Raw genomic sequence first — 17,532 nt, forward strand, 5'->3', positions numbered from 1 at the left:
TGTCGATCATGATCCGCCGCCTCGCTATTTTCTTCCTCGCGCTGCTTGCGTCGCTACCGGTTCCGGCAGCGGCCGAGCGGGTTCGCGACCTCGGCCAGTTTCAGTCTGTCCGCTCCAACCAGTTGACTGGCTATGGCATCGTCGTCGGCCTGGACGGTTCGGGCGACGACAATTTCGCCTATCTGACCCAGGCCATGCGCGGCGTATCGGGCCGTCTTGGCCTGCAACTGCCGCCCGGTGTGAACCCGGCGCTCAAGAATGCCGCGGCAGTCATCATCACCGCCGAACTGCCTGCTTTCGCAAAGCCCGGTCAGCGGATCGACGTCACGGTTTCGACCATGGGCAAGGCCAAGTCGCTGCGCGGCGGCGCGCTGGTGATGACACCGCTTTACGGTGCCGACGGCCAGATATACGCCATGGCGCAGGGCAACCTCGCCGTGGGCGGGCTCGGCATATCGGGCAAGGATGGTTCGAAGCTGACGGTCAATGTGCCGACAGTGGGACGGATTGCCGATGGTGCGACCGTCGAACAGGCGGTGACCAGCAATTTCGATTTCAGCGAAGTCCTGCGCTGGAACCTCTATTATGCCGATTTCCTGACCATCTCGCGCGTGCGCGATGCGATCAACGGTGCCTATCCGGGCATGGCGCAGGTCGAGGACGGAGTCACGCTGGCGCTGATGCTGCCGCCGGGCGCCAATACCCGCGCGGAAATCATGGCCCGTATCGAAATGCTCGAAATCAACCCGGCCGAGCGTGCTGCGAAGGTCGTCATCAACAGCCGGACGGGCACGATCGTCATCTCCAGTGCCGTGCGGCTGGCCCCTGCAGCGATAAGCCACGGTAGCCTGGTGGTGCGGATCGACGAGAACCCGATGGTGGTTCAGCCAGCGCCTTTCTCGCGCGGACGCACGGCGCTGGAACCCGACAGCACCATATCGGCGAGCCAGCAGGACAACGTCGTCTCACGCATTGGCCCCGGTGCATCGCTGGCCGAGGTTGTCGACGCTCTCAACGCACTCGGTGCGAGCCCGGCCGATCTCGTCGCCATTCTCGAAGGCCTGAAGCAGGCCGGATCGCTGACGGCGGAGCTGGTAATCATATGACCCTCGACCCGATCAATCTCGGTGGCGCCAGGCCACTGGCGGACCGCGAACCCGCGCCCGCCCGCAATGAACTGCGCGATGCCGCGCAGCAATTCGAGGCGATCCTGCTGCGTCAGATGCTGGCGAGTGCGCGAAGCACCGATTTCGGCGGCGAGGATCTGTTCGGCGGGCAGGGCGAGGAGACGTTTCGCGAGATGCGCGATTCGCAATTCGCTGACATGGCGGCAAAATCGGGCCAGCTCGGTTTCGCCGCGGCGATCGAGAACCAGCTCGCACGTTTTCTTCCGCAGGGTGACGGCTGATGGCATCCGACCTCCTCTCCATTGCCACAAGCGGGGCGCGTGCCGCGCGCGGTGCGCTGGATGTCACGGCGCAGAACATCGCCAATGCGTCGAGCGATGGCTATGTTCGCCGCAGCCTGCGTATCGAGGAAGTCTCGGCCTCGGGCGGGGCCGGACGGATTGGCGACATCTCGCTGTCGGGCGCGCGTATCGCGGAAATCCGCCGCAATGCGGATTCCTTTCTGCAGGGCGAGGTTCGTCGTACATCGGGCGACCTTCAGCGGGCCAATGTCGAATTGTCGGGGCTGCGCAACATCGAAAGCGCGGTCGAGCAATCGGGCGCCTTTTCCTCGGCTGTCGAATTCGAGGCGGTGCTCCAGCAGCTCGCCAGCGATCCGGTGGATCCTTCCCGGCGCGCGGCGGTGATCGCCGAAGCCTCCACGCTGGCGGACAAATTCAACATCGCGGCGTCGAGCTTCGATGCCGTGGGCAATGGCCTGCGTTTCGAAGCCGATGCGCAGGTTTCCGACGCCAATGTCATCGGCGCCGAGCTGGCCCGGGTGAACCTGCGTCTGACGCGGGCAGGCACCGGCAGCAGCGACCGCGCCGCCCTGCTCGACCAGCGCGACCAGATGCTCGAACGGTTGGCGGGGTTCAGCTCGTTGACCACCAGTTTCGCCAGCGATGGCACCGTAGTCGTATCGCTCGGCTCCAACCCGCCCCGCAGCTTCGTGCAAGGCGGCACTGCGGGAACCCTCACATCGTCTGTCGCAGCCGATGGAACCCTGAGCTTCGCTGTCGATGGTCAGGCGATGCAACCCGGATCGGGCAGCCTGGCCGGTGCTTCGCTGGCCCTGACGGAACTGGCATCGACCCGCGGCCGGCTCGATGCGATCGCAGCCGGGCTGGCCGATGCAGTCAACAATGCGCAGATGGCGGGCGTCGATCTCGACGGGGCTCAGGGGCAACCGATCTTCGCCGGAACGACGGCGGGAACTCTGCGCGTTGTCATGACCGAGGGCCGCGGGATCGCGACAGCACCTGCCGGTGCAGGCGTCGGTAGTCGCGACGATGCCAATCTCAACGCGCTGCGCCAGTCGCTGGCGGGCCTCGATCCCGCGCAAAAGCTCAGCGGGCTGTTGTTCGACGTTTCCAGCAAGGTCGCCGGGCGGGACGTGACACAAGGCGCGCTCGAAACGATCGCATCTTCTGCGCGCGTGTCTCTCGAAGCGCAGTCGGGAGTCGATCTCGACCAGGAAGCCGCCAATCTCATTCGCTTCCAGCAGGCTTTCCAGGCCTCGGGCCGGGCCATGCAGACAGCGAGCGAAATTTTCGACACTCTCTTGGGGATCGGGCGATGATCAATCTCAGCACCGGTGCATTCTATGAACGCGGCTCTCGCCAGATCGGGGCCTTGCGTGCGCAAGCAGAAACGCTCCAGCAGCAGATCGGTACCGGTGAGCGCCTCGAACGCTCCTCGGACGATCCCGTGGCCGCCGCGCGTCTGCGCATGCTATCGCGCACCGAGCGCATCGCCAGCGTTGATACGCGCAACTCGCAACTCGCCGAAGCCGATCTTTCCCTCACCGACCAGACGCTGACATCGATCGGTGATCTCGTGGTGCGTGTGCGCGAACTGGCGGTTAAGGCTTCCTCGAGCACGCTGAGCGATGAACAGCGTGGAGCCATTGGAGTGGAAGTCGCCAGCCTGCGCGAAAACCTGGTCCTGCTGGCGAACAGCCGCAATATTTCGGGCCATGCGCTACTCGGCGGACAGACGAGCGGATCGGCTTATGTCGAAAACGGCGCACAAGTGGATTTCGTCGGCACGACAACGGTTACCCCGCTGGAAATCGGCGAGGGGCAGTCTGTCGAAGCGGCGCTCACCGGACCGGAAGTCTTCGAGTTCGAAGCCCCGAGCGGTCCGACCGATCTCTTTGCCGTTCTGGGCGGCCTCGCCGCCGCGCTTGCCAGCGGCGGTCAGGCGGCAGCCGACGCGAGTTCCGCAGCCCTGGCGGATATCGATGCTGGCCTCGAAAAGGTGACTACCGCGCAGACGGTGGTCGGTGCCCGTCTCAACTGGATCGACCTGATGAGCGAGCGGCGGGAAAACAACGCCGAACGTATCGCGGAGGAACGCTTGAATGTCGGGGGGGCAGACATCGCCACCACGATGACCCGCCTCCAGGAAACGATGACCGTTCTAGAAGCAAGCCAGGCCAGTTTCGTTCGTCTCGCCAACCTTTCGCTGTTTTCAATGCTGCGCTGATCGCGCACCCTATCGGAGGAACTGCCCTATGTACGCGATCATCGGCATCGTAGTCCTAATCGTCATGGTTTTCGGCGGGTTCATGCTCAGCGGCGGCGCTATGGGCCCCGTTTTGGCGGCCATGCCCTATGAAATGCTGATCATCGGGGGTGCTGCGGTCGGCGCAATGGTTGCAGGCAATTCGCTTGATGGGCTCAAGGCGCTGGGCGGGGCGTTCAAGAAAATTTTCAAGGGGCCGCAGCACAACAAGCAGGACCATATCGATGCCATCGCGCTGACCACGCAATTGATGCGCATGCTCAAGAACGACGGACCCGTGGCGCTGGAAAGCCATCTCGACGATCCGGCCAATTCTACCGTGTTCAGCGAATATCCGAACCTGCTCAAGAATACTGCGCTCATCGCGCTGATCTGCGATACGCTGACCCTGCTGGTGGTGTCTTCCGGTACGCTGGAAACGCATGCCGTCGAAGAGGTGATGGACAATGCGATGAAGACGCATTTTCACGAACTGCACGAACCACAGCACAACCTTCAGACCCTGTCGGATGCGCTGCCCGCGCTCGGTATCGTCGCGGCGGTTCTGGGGGTGGTCAAGACCATGGGCTCGATCGACAAGCCGCCCGAAATCCTGGGCAAGATGATCGGTGCGGCGCTGGTGGGCACCTTTCTCGGGGTATTGCTCGCCTATGGGATCGTCGGCCCGCTCGCCGGGCGTCTCAAACAGGTGCTCGAACAGGACGAACAGATATTCCATGCGGTCAAGCAGGTAATCATCGCTTCGCTCTACGGGCATCCCCAGCCGCTGGTGGTGGAAAGCGCCCGGTCGAGCCTGGGCCATGCGGTCAGGCCCGGCTTGAACGAACTTCTCGACGCGTTGCGGGGGCGCTAACATGGCCAGCAAGGCAGACGGCCGCAACGATCCCGTTCCGATCATCGTCAAAAAGGTGACCGTCGTGGAGGCGGGGCATCATGGCGGTGCGTGGAAGGTGGCCTATGCCGACTTCGTTACCGCGATGATGGCCTTCTTCCTGTTGCTCTGGCTGCTCGGCGCGACGACGGAGGATCAGCGCAAGGGGTTGGCGGACTATTTCACGCCGACGCTGGTCAAGACCAAGGAACAGAGCGCGGGCGCCGATGGCGTGTTGGGTGGATCCTCGCTGGTGGATGTGGACAATTACCCGCATGCCGCCGGGCAGACCGGAACGAAGACGCTTACCGTGCCGCGCGACGCCACCGGCGGCCCGAAGGAAGGCGCCGCGACCATCAAACGGATACAGATCCGCGTTACCGAGGCGATCGCCGACAAGGAACGGCTCAAACGGCTGATGCGCCAGGTGCGGATGATCGATACCACCACGGGTATCAGGATCGACCTGGTCGACGATGCGGATTTTTCGATGTTCGCTCTGGGCACCACGGTGCTGACCCCGGACGCACGCGATCTGCTCGATATCGTGGCCGAAGCCATCGGACCGGAAGGTGGCCAGATTACCGTTCGCGGTCACACGGATGCTCTGAAATACCGCGATCCGACCAGGGTCAACAACTGGTCGCTTTCGGCCGGGCGCGCCGAGGCCACTCGCCAGACGCTGATCCGCCATGGCATTTCACGCGGCCGTTTCCGCCGGATCGAAGGCGTCGCGGATACCGAACCGCTGATCTCCGATGACCCCGCCGATCCGCGCAACCGCCGGATTTCGATCTCTCTCGAAGACTGAGCTGACGCAGGAGTAGGGCGGGCGCCCGACTAGCTGCGCGCATAGGCGCGGCAAAAAACCTCGACGGCGCCATCGATGCGGCGGCGGTCACACGCCGGATCGGCGGGTTGGCCGAAGCGGCGCTCCAGATCGCCCATGCCCTTGCACATCGAGACGAATTGTTCGACCGCCAGCTCGGTATCGGCGATATCGAGTTCGCCACCTGCAACCATGGTGTCGAGCAATGCGGCGAAGGCAGAGCGCATGCGGTGCGGCCCTGCGGCAAGAAACGCCTCGCCGATTTCGGGCTCGGTTTCGGTTTCCGCGGCAATCCGGCGGTCGAAACGCACCATTTCCTCGCGCGACAGGAAGGCGACCATCGCCTCTGCGATTGCCGTAAGGCGTTCGCGCAGCGTACCGGTAGGCGCGGGCTCGAGCGCGAAACTCGCCCGCATGGCAGCGCATTGATCGTCGACCGACGCCGCGAACAACGCCCGTTTGTCGCCGAAATGATTGTATATCGTGACCTTCGAAACACCCGCATCCGCCGCGACCTGTTCGATTGACGTTGCTGCGAAACCTTTGGTGAAGAAAGACTCCGCCGCCGCCGCGATGATCGCGTCGCGCTTTGCCGTGACTATCGGCCGACCTGGTTTTTTCGAGCTGTCGCTTGACAAATTGAACGGTCCCGTTCAGTTGAACGCTATCGTTCACTAATGGACGAGTCGAAAGGCGAAGGCAAGCAAGCATGCTCTGGATTGCGATCAGAATGCTTACCGGGGACGCCCAGAAATTTTACGGACTGGTGTTCGGCATTGCGTTCTCCACTTTGCTCATCACGCAGCAATTGACCATTTTCGTCAATCTGATCGAGCGCGGGGCGAGCGGCGTTTACAACGTCTCCAGCGCGGATGTGTGGGTGATGGACCCGGTCAGCCGGACGAGCGATGTCGCTTACGCCCTGCCGTCCACCGCGCTCGACAAGGTGCGCAGCGTACCGGGCGTGGAATGGGCGGTGCCGCATATCCGTGCGCAGGCCAGCGTTCGTACCAAGGATGGCGATCTCGAAGGGGTGGCGGTCATCGGGGTCGACGATGCGACGCTGATCGGCCTGCCCAAGCGCATGCTCGAAGGGTCGTCGGACGTTCTTTCACGGCCTGACAGCGTGATTATCGACGATGTCGGCACCACGCGCATGTTTCCCGGCCAGTCCCCGATCGGCGAACGTTTGGAGCTGAACGATCAGCGCGCGGTGATAAGGGGAATTGCCGATGCGATCCCCAGTTTCACCAGCACCGTCGTGCTCTACACCAAATACAGCCAGGCGCTGAATTACGTGCCGGGCACGCGCAATCGCCTGTCCTTCGTGCTGGTGGGTGCAGAAGATCCGATGCAGGCCAAAGCCCTGTCGGAACGGATCGAACGCGAAACCGGCCTCAAGGCCCGGACCCGCGACGAATTCGCGCAGGACGGGATCGATTTCATTATCGAGAACACGGGTATCCCGCTGAATTTCGGGATTACCGTCGCGCTCGGCTTCATTGTCGGCGTGGCAATCGTGGGGCTGACCTTCAGCCTGTTCATCCGCGACAACATCAAGCAGTTCGGCGCGCTGAAGGCGATCGGCGTCACCAATCGGAAAATCCGCCGGATGGTCGCGGTGCAAGCGGGGCTGGTGGGCCTGGTCGGTTACGGTCTCGGCGTGATCGGAACGGTGTTCTTCATCTGGGGTTTCTCGAGCAATCCGACCTTCAAGGGATTTTACATTCCGTGGCAGATCCCGCTGGTCAGCCTGGTTGCGGTATTTCTCATCCTCGCGTTGACCGGCTGGCTGGCGCTGCGCAACGTGCTCAAGACCGAGCCGGCATCGGTGTTCCGCTGATGGGCACGCCGATCGACACCAGCGCCATCGGCGGATGCAAGCCCGAAGCGGCGATCTGCACACGCGGTGTGACGCGCGATTTCCAGGCGGGGCAGCAGACGATCACCGTGCTGCACGGGATCGATCTCGATATCCGCGCGGGCGAGCTGACTTTCCTCGTCGGCGAAAGCGGTTCGGGCAAGACGACTCTTATCTCGATCATGTGCGGCATCTTGTGGCCGACGCTGGGCGAGGTGAAGGTATTCGGGACCGACATCTACGAGCTGGGCGATACCGAGCTGGTGGAATTCCGCCTGCAAAACATCGGCTTCATCTTCCAGCAGTATAATCTGATCCCCTCGATCGACGCTGCAAACAACGCGGCGGTGCCGCTGATCGCCCAGGGGATGGATCGGCTCGAGGCGCGCGAAAAAGCGGTCGCCATGCTGAAAAAGCTCAATATCGCAGACCAGGCCGACAAGCTGCCGCGCCAGCTATCGGGCGGGCAGCAACAGCGCGTCGCCATTGCCCGCGCCTTGGTTCACGAGCCACGCCTGGTGGTCTGCGATGAACCGACGGCGGCGCTCGACGCGTCATCGGGCCGTCGGGTGATGGACCTCCTGCGCGATGTCGCGGTCGCGGAAGACCGCGCATGCATAATCGTGACTCACGATAACCGGATTTTCGACCTCGCCGACCGTATCCTCGTGCTTGAGGACGGGCGGATCACCCACGACGGCACGGACGTGCCCGAAGGACACTGACATGGCATTCAACTGGAAAAACCTGAGCTTTTCGCGCCAAATTCTCCCGGTGATTGCCTTGCTCGGTTTGCTCGCGGCGGTGCTGTTCATCTTCGTCGGCCTGCCCGACCGGGAACTCAGCGAACCCGGGCGCGAGCCCCCGCGCGCACCGGCAGAGTTGGCGGCGCAGGCGCGTGTCGCGGGCGCGGGCGTGGTCGAACCCTCGAGCGAGACGATCCAGATCGGCTCGGCGCTGTCCGGTCTCATCACAGGCCTGTCCGTTCAGCCGGGTGACCGCGTGAGCGAGGGGCAGGTGCTGTTCACCGTCGATGACCGCGCCGTGCGGGCACAGCTACGCGAGGCCAATGCGGCGATTGCCGAGGCGCGCGCTGCGATTGCCGAAGCTCGCACTGCGCGGGCCACCGCAGAGCAGCAACTCGCGCTCTATCGCAATGTCGACGACCCCGCAGCGGTCAGCCGTGCCGAAGTGATCCGCGCGGAGGGTGACGCCTCCACCGCACGCGAGCGGCTGAGACTGGCGCAGGCGCGCCTGCAGGCCGCACAGGCTCGCGCAGGTTCGGCGCAGACCGAGATCGGCCGGCTGACCGTGCGCGCGCCTATCGCGGGCGAAATTCTGGCGGTGAACATCCGCAAGGGCGAATATGTCAGCACGATGGGCGGCGGCGGATCGCAACCCTTCATCGAGATGGGGCAAACGCAGCCGCTGCATGTGCGTATCGATATCGACGAAGAGCAGGCGCCGCGCGTTGCGCTTGGAGCCCCGGCAACAGTCAGCCCGCGCGGTGCATCCGACCGGCGGGTCAAAGCCAAGTTCGTCCGGGCCGAGCCGCTCGTGGTGCCCAAACGCTCGCTTACCAACAGCGCAGCGGAACGCGTCGATGTGCGTGTGCTGCAGCTTATCTATGAACTGCCCGAAACCAACGGCCTGTTCCGCGTCGGCCAGCAGGTCGATGCCTATATCGCCGCGAAGGGGGATGGGGAATGATGCCGCGCGCATTCTTCCTGACCGCTAGCGCGCTGGCGCTTGCGTCCTGCGCGGCCGGTCCGCCGCCCGAGATCGCAACACCGGTGCCGGTCCTGCCCGACAGTTTCCTTTTCGCGCCCGATACGCAGCAGGAAACGACCCTGGCCGGATTGCTTCCGGTCGACGATCCCGCGTTCGATACGCTTGCCGCACAGGCGCTCGCCTCTTCGCCCACTTTGGCAGAGGCAGCGGCGCGGGTTGAACAGGCCCGTGCCGGAGCCGCTCGTGCGGGGGCTGAGCGCCTGCCCGATATCGGCGCGAACGCCTCGGTAACCGGAACGCGCACCAACCCGGCCTCTTTCGGCGGCGATCTGCCGCCGGGGGTGACGTTCGACACCGAGCGCGTGTCCTATGCGGCCAATCTCACGGCACGCTGGGACCTCGACCTGTTCGGTCGCCTGCGCGCGCAGGAACGCGCCGCACTGGCCCGGATCGATTCCGCGAATGCCAGCCGGCGGGCAGTGCGCAACGCGCTGCTCGCGGAGATTGCGGCGAGCGTGATCGACTGGCGGACCGTCGAAGCACGCGATGCCGAAGTGCGCAGCGATCTGGCTTCGGCCCGGGAACTTGCGCGGCTTGCCGACGTGCGCGAACGCGCCGGGATCGCGCCTGGCTTCGATCGGGTGCGTGCGGAAGGTTCCGCAGCCAGTTCGCGCAGCCGCCTGGCGGCCCTGGAGAGCGAGCGGACGCGGCTGTTGGGACGGCTCGTAACGCTGACGGCCCAAAGCGGGGCGCAGGTTCGCGCCGCGCTGGCGCAGGGCGAAGCCGATGCGGATCTGCCCGCTCCGCCCGAAACGCTTCCTTCCGCGCTGCTCGCCAACCGCCCGGACGTGCTTGCGGCGGCCGCTACCCTGGCGGCGGAGGATGCGGAGCTTGCCGCAACGGCGCGCAGGCGGTTTCCGACCTTCGACCTGTCGGGTGCGATCGGCCTGCTGGCGTTCGGGATTGGCGATTTGTTCGACAGTGAATCGGTGGTCGGCTCGCTCGCCGCGACGATTGCCGGTCCACTGCTCGATTTCGGGCGGATACAAGCCGAAATCGATGGTGCCGCAGCGGAAAAGAAGGCCGCTTTCGAGGCCTATCGGGGCACGGTCTATACTGCTTTGGGCGATGCCGAGGCGGGTTATGGCCTGGTGTCCGCCGCCGATATCGAAGCACAGGCCGCAGCGGCGGAGGCTGCAAACCTGCAACGCGCGGCGCGGCTCGCCAATACGCGCTATGAAGCCGGGTTGGCGGATTTCCTGACCGTTCTCGAAGCGCGGCGGGCGGCCGATGCCAGCGGAGAACGCGCGGCGGCTGCGCTTGGCCGCGCCCGCCGTGCGCGTGTTCTGTTGTGGCAGGCGCTGGGCGGAAGCGATCTCCCCTAGATCATCGCTCCGCCATCGACCACGATGGTCTGACCGGTGGTCCATTTCGCTGCGGGTGAGGAGAGATAGATGGCCGCACCGGCGATATCCTCCGGTTCACCGATCCGGCGCATGGCAAGCCGCTTTTCGGTCGCGGCGAGCGCTTCGGGATTGTCCCACAGCGCTTTGGCGAAGTCGGTCTTCACCAGTCCCGGCGCGATTCCGTTGACGCGGATGCCGTGCTTGCCATTCTCTGCGGCATAATTGCGCACGAGCTGGAAATCGGCGGCCTTCGAAACGCAATAGGCCCCGATCGTGGTCGAGGCGCGCAGGCCCCCGATCGAACTGATGACGACGATTGCTCCATCGCCCTTCTCGCGCATGGCAGGCAGGGCCAACTGGATCAGCCAGTGGTTCGACAGGATATTGTTATCGAGGACCTTGCGGAATTGATCGTCGGAGATCCCGTCCATCGATCCATAATGGGGATTGCTCGCCGCATTGCAGATAAGGATGTCGACCGGGCCGAGTTTCTCCCTGGTCTGTGCGAACAGATCCTCGAGCTGGGCTTTCTCGGAAATGGAAGCGGCGATCGCCACCGCGCTGCCTTGGCCATGCTCGGCATTGATTGCCGCGGCGACCTCCTCGCAGGCATCCTGCTTGCGGCTGGAGATCACGACACGCGCGCCTTGCGCCGCAAGGCCTTCGGCAATGGCACGGCCGATCCCACGGCTCGATCCGGTTATGACAGCAACCTTTCCGGTCAGATCGAATGACGACATGGCTTTTCCCCTTGGCTCAAGAAAAAGGGTCCGGCATCGCGAGACGCCGGACCCCTCTGTGGCTCAACCGATATGTATCAGAAGCCGGCGCGAACGGTCACGCCGTAGGTGCGCGGTTCGGCGAGGAAGGCCGAATAGGTCTGCTGCGGAGCCACGAATGGTGTGTTGAACGCCACCTGAGTGTAGTCCTTGTCGAACAAATTGTTCGCCCAGAACTCCAGACCCCAGCGCCGGTCGGGACCGGTGATGCCGATGCGGCCGTTGACGATGACATAGGAATCCTGTTCCTTGCCGAAGAGCAGATCGGAACCGGTGTTGAAATCGTCGGTCGCGCGGGCATTGACGAAGAACAGGCCCGACAGGCCGGAATTGCCGATCGGCGGAGTCCAGCTGAGCGAAGCCGTGCCGACCCATTCGGGCGCGTTCGACAGGTTGTCGCCCGGCAACAGGCGCAGCGCCGGATCGAGCGGGGCGCCCGTATCGGTCCCGATCAGGTTGTCTTCGTAGCTGGTGTCCGAATAGGTGATCCCCATCGTCATGGTCAGATCGCGGACCGGGCTGAGCGAGGTTTCGAACTCGAAACCCTGCGCGATCACGCCGGGTGCCACGTCGTCGACCGCACAGGCCCCGGTCGCCGGATCGCCATCGCGATCACCGCCGCCAAGATCGGTGTCGCAGCCATTGACATTCTGCACCAGGAAGACCGAACCGTTGAAGGTGTTCAGTTGGAAGTTGCTGAATTCCTGGCGGAAGGCCGCGATGCTGAAGCCGAATTTGCGGCTCGAATACTTCACCCCGACCTCGAAGGCGTCGACCGTCTCCGCGTCGAACTGAAGGTTCGCCGTATTGAGGTTGGTCACATCGAGGAACAGCGGGTTCGACAGCGCCGAGCGGTCGAGATTGAAACCACCCGCCTTATAGCCCTTCGAATAGGAACCGTAGAGCAGCCAGTCGGGATCGGGCTTCCAGCTCAGGATCGCCGTGCCGGTGAACTCGTCTTCGTCCCGCGTATCGGAAATCGACACACCGTTGAGTTCGGCAGTCGAGTTGCCCTGGCAGGACAGCGCCAGCAGACCACCGCCCAGCGCCTGAAGCGTACCGCGACTTGTGGCAGGGAAATTGGCCAGGAAAGCAGGGTTCAGTAGCGTTGCACCCTGCAAGGCCCGCTGCTGAGGGCAGAAGACATTGTCGTTCCCGAAGGTCGCATCAAAATCCTTGGTTTCGCTGGTGTAGCGTACACCCAGGGTCAGATCGACCGTATCGGTCAGATGGACGATGTTGTGCGTGAAAACCGCGAAGTTTTCGCTCTTCTGATTGTAGATGTCGCCGGTTCCACCGACGTCCTTGACCTGCGACAAGATGTTGAGGCCATTGACGACGACGTCACCAGCCGGGCCAAGGGCGCCGTCCAGCGGGTTGGCGGGATCGCCAATCAGGGCTCCTTGTCCACCAGCGCTTAGGCAATTGGCATTGCCAGGATTAACCGCGGTCGGCCCCAGAAGACCCGCCAAGGCAAGCGCCACGCGGCAACTGGCGAAGGTGCCGTAATCGTTGCCGAACCGCAGATTGTCGCGGGTCTCGAGTTTTTCGTTGGCGTAATAGGCGCCCACCAGCCAGTCGAGCCGGTCGTTGAAGGCGGTGCCGTTGACGCGGAATTCCTGCGTGAAGGTCTTGAACTCGCGCGCGCCGGCATTGGGGCCGGGGGCACGGTACAGCAGGTCGACCTGCGTGTAGTCGGTATCCGATGCCTGGTTGTTCGAATATTCGCGATACCCCGTGATCGAGGTGAGCGTGACATCGCCGAGCGTCCAGTTGAGCTCGCCCGAGATACCGTAATCCTCGGTTTCACCCTCATAGCTGCGTCCTGCCGTGGGATAGATATTGCGGTTGAACGTCGATTGCGAAAGCGCGCGCGGATCCTGCCCGAGGCCGAGCAGGATCGGAACGATCGGGTTCGACGTGCTGGTCAGCGCCGGGCCGCCATTGGGGCGATTGAAAAGATCGAGATTGGGGCGGCCCGTAAGCGGATTTATGCTCGTATCGATACGCGCAAGCGGAGCGAAGTCAGGCTGCACGAAGGTCGCTGCGCAGCAGGCTTCGTCCTTCTTCGAATAGTCGCCGACCAGGCGGAAGCTGACGTCTTCGGTCGGTTCGAACAGAACTTGGGCACGAACCAGGTAGCGGTCGCGATTGTTGACGTCGGTGTTGTTGGTCACATCGTTGTAAAAGCCGTCACGCTTGAAATACACGCCGTCGATACGCGCCGCTACCGTTTCGCCGAGAGGGGCATTGATGCCCCCTTCGACCTTGATCGCATCGTAATTGCCATAGGTGAAAGCGCCGTAGCCGGAGAATTCGAATTCGGGCGGGGCGGTGTAGATGTTGATCAAGCCTGCGGAGGAGTTGCGCCCGCCCAGCGTGCCTTGCGGGCCGCGCAGGATTTCCACACGATCGATCGGGCCGAGTTCGGACAGGGCATTGCCCGAACGCGAACGATATACGCCATCCACGAAGACCGCGACCGAGCTTTCGAGGCCCGGATTGTCGCCGACCGTTCCGATACCGCGGATACGCGCAGAGCCATTGGCTTCGTTGCCGGTCGAGGAGACGAGCAGGGACGGGGCAACCTGATTGAGGTCGCGAATATCGGAAACACCGGATTTCTCCAGCAATTCGCCCGAAACGGCCGACACGGCGACCGGTACGTCGGCCAGTGCCTGTTCGCGGCCCTGGGCGCGCACGATGATGACATTGCTGTCATCGACATCCGCGGCATCGACAAGACCGGTTTCCTGATCGGTTTCCGCCTGGTCCTGCGCCTGCGCCGCAACGGGCACGAAGGCAAGCGCCCCTGCCAGTGCTCCCAGCGCACATTGATGACGTAGTCCGAATCTCTGCATGGGTTTCTCCTCTCCTTTGGGTCGCCCGCTCTGGGTGCATACCCTTGCATCGAATTTGAATGCGTATTGCCCGATTATGTCAAGGGACAACGGTCAAACGTGTTATTGCAATCGTCGAATTGCGTACCGATGTTTCGAAAATGCCGCAGTTTCGCGCTTACTGATTGAAGCGCTTGCCGGTTTCGGCTTTCTCACGCAGAAATTCGCTCACGGGCAGGCCATGGCGCTCCAGTCCCGCGACGACCGTGTCGAGCCCGATCGTATCGGCCCAGAACATCGGGCCTCCCGTGTAGAGCGGCCAGCCATATCCGTTGATCCATACGACATCGATATCGCTCGCACGCTGCGCCATGCCTTCCTCGAGGATCTTCGCGCCCTCGTTGACCATGGGATAGAGCAGGCGTTCCCGGATCTCGTCCTTGGAGATTGCGCGCTGCTCCCTGCCTTCCTTGGCGGCGAAATCGGCGATGATCGCCTTCACTTCGTCCGAGGGCGTGCGATTGCGCGCTTCGTCGTAGTCGTAGAAGCCCTTGCCGTTCTTCTGGCCGAAGCGCTCCTTGGCGCAGAGCGCCTCGCGGATCGTGGTGACCTTTGTCGGGTCGCGGTGCCAGCCGATGTCGATCCCGGCCAGGTCGCCCATCTGGAACGGTCCCATGGGGAAACCGAATTCGAGCAGTACGTCGTCGACTTCCCAATAATTCGCGCCTTCCATGATCAGCTCGTTCGCCTGCTCCTGACGCTTGGAGAGCATGCGGTTGCCGATGAAGCCCGGGCACACGCCCGAAACGGCGGCCACTTTGCCGATTGTTTTCGACAGCTTCATCACCGTCGCCAGCACATCGTGGCGCGTTTCCTTGCCGCGCACGACTTCGAGCAGCTTCATGATGTTGGCGGGCGAGAAGAAGTGCATGCCCACGACATAACCGGGGCGCCCTGTCGCCGTGGCGATCTCGTCCACATCGAGATAGCTGGTGTTGGAGGCAAGGATCGCGCCCTGCTTCACCACTGTGTCGAGCTTGGCGAAGACCTCTTTCTTGACGTCCATGTTTTCGTAGACCGCTTCGATCACGAGATCGCAATCGGCGAGGTCGCCATAGGACAGCGTGGGCGTCAGCAGGCCCATGGCCTGTTCGACCTGCTCGGCCGTCATGCGGCCTTTCTTGGCCGTGTTTTCATAGTTCTTGCGCATTACTCCCGTGCCCCGGTCGAGCGCGTCCTGCGTCATTTCGAGGATCGTCACCGGAATACCGGCGGAGAGGAAATTCATCGCGATCCCGCCGCCCATCGTTCCGGCACCGATCACGCCGACTTTCTTGATCGGGATCAGCGGCGTATCCTTGGGCACGTCGTCGATCTTGTTGGCCGCGCGTTCGGCGAAGAAATAGTGGCGCATCGCCGCGCTTTGCGTGCCGCTCATCAGTTTCATGAACAGCTCGCGTTCCTTTTGCACGCCTTCGGCATAGGGCAGTTCGCCAGCCGCCTTGACCGCTTCGATCGCCGCATTGGGGGCATCGAAACCGCGAATCCGGCGGGCTTGGCTGGCGCGGAAGCGGTCGAACAGGTCGGGATCGCGCACGCCATCCTCATTGGCATTGCCTTCCGACGCACGCGGGACCGGCTGGCCGATCTTCGACCTGGCGAAGGCGATGGCATCGGCCTCGAGGCTGTCTTCACCTACGAGTTCGTCGAGCAGACCGATGGCCTTGGCTTTCTTGGCCGGGATCGGATTGCCGCCGACGACTAGGGGCAAGGCGGCTTCCGCCCCAACGAGGCGCGGCAGGCGCTGCGTGCCCGCAGCGCCGGGGATCAGGCCGAGCTTTACTTCGGGCAGGCCGAGTTTGGCACTGGGCACCGCGACGCGGTAATGGCAGGCCAGCGCCACCTCGCAGCCGCCGCCAAGCGCGGTGCCGTGGATCGCGGCGACCACAGGCTTGTCGCTCGCTTCCATTGCGTCGAGCGTTTCGGGCAGGCTCGGGCCGACCGGCGGCTTGCCGAATTCGGTGATGTCCGCACCGGCAAAGAAAGTCCGTCCGTCGCAGCGAATGACCACTGCCTTGACCGCGTCATCGCCGATCGCTTCTTCGATCGCGTCCTTCAGCCCGGCGCGCACGGCCTGTCCCAGGGCATTGACCGGCGGATTGTCGGAAATGACGACAAGGACATCGTCGTGGCGCTGTGTGCGGATGGGGGAGGTCATCGGTGTCTCCTCAGACGTAGGTTTCGGTGAGGGCGGAATAGATCAGCGTCTTGAGCTGACGGCGGATGGGATAGGTCGACGAGGGATAGACCTGCGTCATGAAAACCATGGTGATGCGTTCGACCGGATCGACGAAGAAGGCGGTCGAATAGGCGCCGCCCCAGTAATACTCGCCCAGACTCGACGGGATCAGCGTTTTTGCCGGATCGATCACCATCGCGAATCCCAGGCCGAAACCCGTCCCGGCATTGTTCGCTTCGGAAAACAGGCTGCTCGACATCTCGGTGAGATCGGCATTGCCCGGCAAATGGTTGGTTCGCATCAGGCGCAGGGTCTTGGGGCTGATGATGCGCGCGCCGTCCAGCTCGCCGCCGTTCAGCAGCATGGTCGCGAAGCGATGATAGTCGGCGATGGTGCCGACCAGCCCTCCGCCGCCGCTGTCGAAACTCGCGGGCTTGGCAAGCTTGCTCGTCGCGCCGGCGCTGATCATGCGCGGCGACTGGCCGGGGCGATAGGCGTAGGCATCGACCAGCCGATCGAGATCGCCTTCGCGAACGCCGAAGCGCGTATCGGTCATGCCGAGCGGGGCGAAAATGTGCTTCTCGAAATAGTCGCCCAGCCGCATTCCGCTGATCCGTTCGACCGCAATGCCCAGCACATCGGTCGAGACCGAATAGTTCCATCCCTGCCCGGGCGCGAATTCGAGCGGGAGCTGGGCCAATTTGTCGATGAACCCGTCACTATCCAGATTGTCGCGCGCGAAATCGAAATTGTGCTCGCGGTAGACCGCATCGATATTGTTGCGGTTCTGCAAGCCGTAGGTGAAGCCCGACATATGCGTGAGCAGATCGACGAAGCGCATCGGATGCGCGGGCGCGCCCGGCGCGAAGGGGATCGAGCCGCCGCCGCCCGCATAGACATGCAAATTGGCGAATTCGGGAAACACTTTGGTCACCGGCTCTTCCAGCGCGACCTTGCACTGTTCGACGAGCTGCATGAAGGCGACCGAGGTCACCGGCTTGGTCATGCTGGCGATGCGAAACAGCGCGTCGTCGCGAAGCTCGCGGCCATCGTCGCCCATCGTGCCGAGCCTGGTGTAATGGACCGGTTGTCCGTCGCGCGCGATCAGCAATTGTGCGTTAGGCAGGCGGCCATTGTCGACATACGTCTCTGCCAGGAACGGAGTGATTCGCGATAGCCTCCCGGCATCGAAACCCAGTGCTCCGGCGTCTGCCAGTTCGACCATTCCGTTCTCCTCTCCCGTACATACCTATGCTTCGGTTTTACACGAATAGCGAATTC

General features: G+C 63.3%; 15 protein-coding genes. 10 read left to right on the forward strand and 5 right to left on the reverse strand.

Annotated features, from left to right (window positions below):
- The first annotated feature begins 8 nt into the window (after positions 1-8).
- From MUY37_RS04540 to MUY37_RS04565, 6 genes are read left to right on the forward strand one after another with little or no spacing between them, the layout of a single operon-like run.
- On the forward strand, positions 9-1,106 hold the full coding sequence (locus tag MUY37_RS04540) for a flagellar basal body P-ring protein FlgI (protein ID WP_499194204.1): 1,098 nt from the start codon (positions 9-11) through the stop codon (positions 1,104-1,106).
- Positions 1,103-1,408 (forward strand): rod-binding protein, encoded by a 306-nt coding sequence (locus MUY37_RS04545; protein WP_499194205.1) that lies wholly within the window; start codon positions 1,103-1,105, stop codon positions 1,406-1,408. The genes MUY37_RS04540 and MUY37_RS04545 overlap by 4 nt, the downstream gene beginning before the upstream one ends.
- Positions 1,408-2,748, forward strand: coding sequence for a flagellar hook-associated protein FlgK (gene flgK / locus MUY37_RS04550; RefSeq protein WP_499194206.1), 1,341 nt, complete (start codon positions 1,408-1,410; stop codon positions 2,746-2,748). The genes MUY37_RS04545 and flgK overlap by 1 nt, the downstream gene beginning before the upstream one ends.
- Positions 2,745-3,656: a flagellin N-terminal helical domain-containing protein gene (locus tag MUY37_RS04555; protein ID WP_499194207.1), complete on the forward strand. Its 912-nt coding sequence runs from the start codon at positions 2,745-2,747 to the stop codon at positions 3,654-3,656. Before flgK ends, MUY37_RS04555 begins: the two co-directional genes overlap by 4 nt.
- A gap of 28 nt (positions 3,657-3,684) precedes the next feature.
- Positions 3,685-4,548 carry a flagellar motor stator protein MotA gene (gene motA / locus MUY37_RS04560; RefSeq protein WP_499194208.1) on the forward strand — a complete coding sequence of 288 codons (864 nt, stop codon included), beginning with the start codon at positions 3,685-3,687 and terminating at the stop codon, positions 4,546-4,548.
- A 1-nt stretch (position 4,549) separates the two neighbouring features.
- Complete coding sequence (locus MUY37_RS04565) at positions 4,550-5,377, forward strand: flagellar motor protein MotB (RefSeq protein ID WP_499194209.1); 828 nt, start codon at positions 4,550-4,552, stop codon at positions 5,375-5,377.
- Positions 5,378-5,406: 29 nt separating this feature from the next.
- Here the strand turns inward: MUY37_RS04565 and MUY37_RS04570 are convergent, their stop codons facing one another.
- Positions 5,407-6,033 (reverse strand): TetR/AcrR family transcriptional regulator, encoded by a 627-nt coding sequence (locus tag MUY37_RS04570; RefSeq protein WP_499194210.1) that lies wholly within the window; start codon positions 6,031-6,033, stop codon positions 5,407-5,409.
- 71 nt (positions 6,034-6,104) lie between these two features.
- Between MUY37_RS04570 and MUY37_RS04575 the strand changes: the two genes are divergently transcribed.
- Genes MUY37_RS04575 through MUY37_RS04590 form a run of 4 tightly spaced genes read left to right on the forward strand, consistent with a single transcriptional unit; the run spans position 6,105 to position 10,372 of the window.
- A complete protein-coding gene (locus tag MUY37_RS04575) occupies positions 6,105-7,238 on the forward strand; it encodes an ABC transporter permease (protein WP_499194211.1) in 1,134 nt (377 codons plus the stop codon).
- Positions 7,238-7,981: an ABC transporter ATP-binding protein gene (locus MUY37_RS04580; RefSeq protein WP_499194212.1), complete on the forward strand. Its 744-nt coding sequence runs from the start codon at positions 7,238-7,240 to the stop codon at positions 7,979-7,981. Before MUY37_RS04575 ends, MUY37_RS04580 begins: the two co-directional genes overlap by 1 nt.
- Before the next feature lies 1 nt (position 7,982).
- The gene (locus MUY37_RS04585; RefSeq protein WP_499194213.1) at positions 7,983-8,966 is read left to right on the forward strand and encodes an efflux RND transporter periplasmic adaptor subunit; all 984 of its coding nucleotides are present in this window, start codon (positions 7,983-7,985) and stop codon (positions 8,964-8,966) included.
- Positions 8,963-10,372: an efflux transporter outer membrane subunit gene (locus tag MUY37_RS04590; protein ID WP_499194214.1), complete on the forward strand. Its 1,410-nt coding sequence runs from the start codon at positions 8,963-8,965 to the stop codon at positions 10,370-10,372. The genes MUY37_RS04585 and MUY37_RS04590 overlap by 4 nt, the downstream gene beginning before the upstream one ends.
- On the opposite strand, the gene MUY37_RS04595 is transcribed toward MUY37_RS04590, so the two are convergent.
- From MUY37_RS04595 to MUY37_RS04610, 4 genes are all read right to left on the reverse strand, one after another.
- Positions 10,369-11,133: an SDR family NAD(P)-dependent oxidoreductase gene (locus MUY37_RS04595; protein ID WP_499194215.1), complete on the reverse strand. Its 765-nt coding sequence runs from the start codon at positions 11,131-11,133 to the stop codon at positions 10,369-10,371. The two genes, MUY37_RS04590 and MUY37_RS04595, sit on opposite strands and share 4 nt — an antisense overlap.
- 77 nt (positions 11,134-11,210) lie before the next feature.
- Complete coding sequence (locus MUY37_RS04600) at positions 11,211-14,033, reverse strand: TonB-dependent receptor (protein ID WP_499194216.1); 2,823 nt, start codon at positions 14,031-14,033, stop codon at positions 11,211-11,213.
- Positions 14,034-14,190: 157 nt separating this feature from the next.
- A complete protein-coding gene (locus tag MUY37_RS04605) occupies positions 14,191-16,230 on the reverse strand; it encodes a 3-hydroxyacyl-CoA dehydrogenase NAD-binding domain-containing protein (protein ID WP_499194217.1) in 2,040 nt (679 codons plus the stop codon).
- Between the two features lie 10 nt (positions 16,231-16,240).
- Positions 16,241-17,476 (reverse strand): serine hydrolase domain-containing protein, encoded by a 1,236-nt coding sequence (locus tag MUY37_RS04610; protein WP_499194218.1) that lies wholly within the window; start codon positions 17,474-17,476, stop codon positions 16,241-16,243.
- Positions 17,477-17,532: the final 56 nt, after the last annotated feature.

The organism is Qipengyuania sp. ABI-127-1 (assembly GCA_022953095.1).
In the GTDB taxonomy this organism is placed as follows: Bacteria; Pseudomonadota; Alphaproteobacteria; order Sphingomonadales; family Sphingomonadaceae; genus Qipengyuania.

What these genes read in the sequence shown, in the direction of transcription:
- MUY37_RS04540 (WP_499194204.1), top strand. Translation starts at nt 9, where the DNA reads ATGATCCGCCGCCTCGCTATTTTCTTCCTCGCGCTGCTTGCGTCGCTA.
- MUY37_RS04545 (WP_499194205.1), top strand. Translation starts at nt 1,103, where the DNA reads ATGACCCTCGACCCGATCAATCTCGGTGGCGCCAGGCCACTGGCGGAC.
- flgK (WP_499194206.1), top strand. Translation starts at nt 1,408, where the DNA reads ATGGCATCCGACCTCCTCTCCATTGCCACAAGCGGGGCGCGTGCCGCG.
- MUY37_RS04555 (WP_499194207.1), top strand. Translation starts at nt 2,745, where the DNA reads ATGATCAATCTCAGCACCGGTGCATTCTATGAACGCGGCTCTCGCCAG.
- motA (WP_499194208.1), top strand. Translation starts at nt 3,685, where the DNA reads ATGTACGCGATCATCGGCATCGTAGTCCTAATCGTCATGGTTTTCGGC.
- MUY37_RS04565 (WP_499194209.1), top strand. Translation starts at nt 4,550, where the DNA reads ATGGCCAGCAAGGCAGACGGCCGCAACGATCCCGTTCCGATCATCGTC.
- MUY37_RS04575 (WP_499194211.1), top strand. Translation starts at nt 6,105, where the DNA reads ATGCTCTGGATTGCGATCAGAATGCTTACCGGGGACGCCCAGAAATTT.
- MUY37_RS04580 (WP_499194212.1), top strand. Translation starts at nt 7,238, where the DNA reads ATGGGCACGCCGATCGACACCAGCGCCATCGGCGGATGCAAGCCCGAA.
- MUY37_RS04585 (WP_499194213.1), top strand. Translation starts at nt 7,983, where the DNA reads ATGGCATTCAACTGGAAAAACCTGAGCTTTTCGCGCCAAATTCTCCCG.
- MUY37_RS04590 (WP_499194214.1), top strand. Translation starts at nt 8,963, where the DNA reads ATGATGCCGCGCGCATTCTTCCTGACCGCTAGCGCGCTGGCGCTTGCG.
- MUY37_RS04595 (WP_499194215.1), bottom strand. Translation starts at nt 11,133, where the DNA reads ATGTCGTCATTCGATCTGACCGGAAAGGTTGCTGTCATAACCGGATCG.
- MUY37_RS04600 (WP_499194216.1), bottom strand. Translation starts at nt 14,033, where the DNA reads ATGCAGAGATTCGGACTACGTCATCAATGTGCGCTGGGAGCACTGGCA.
- MUY37_RS04605 (WP_499194217.1), bottom strand. Translation starts at nt 16,230, where the DNA reads ATGACCTCCCCCATCCGCACACAGCGCCACGACGATGTCCTTGTCGTC.
- MUY37_RS04610 (WP_499194218.1), bottom strand. Translation starts at nt 17,476, where the DNA reads ATGGTCGAACTGGCAGACGCCGGAGCACTGGGTTTCGATGCCGGGAGG.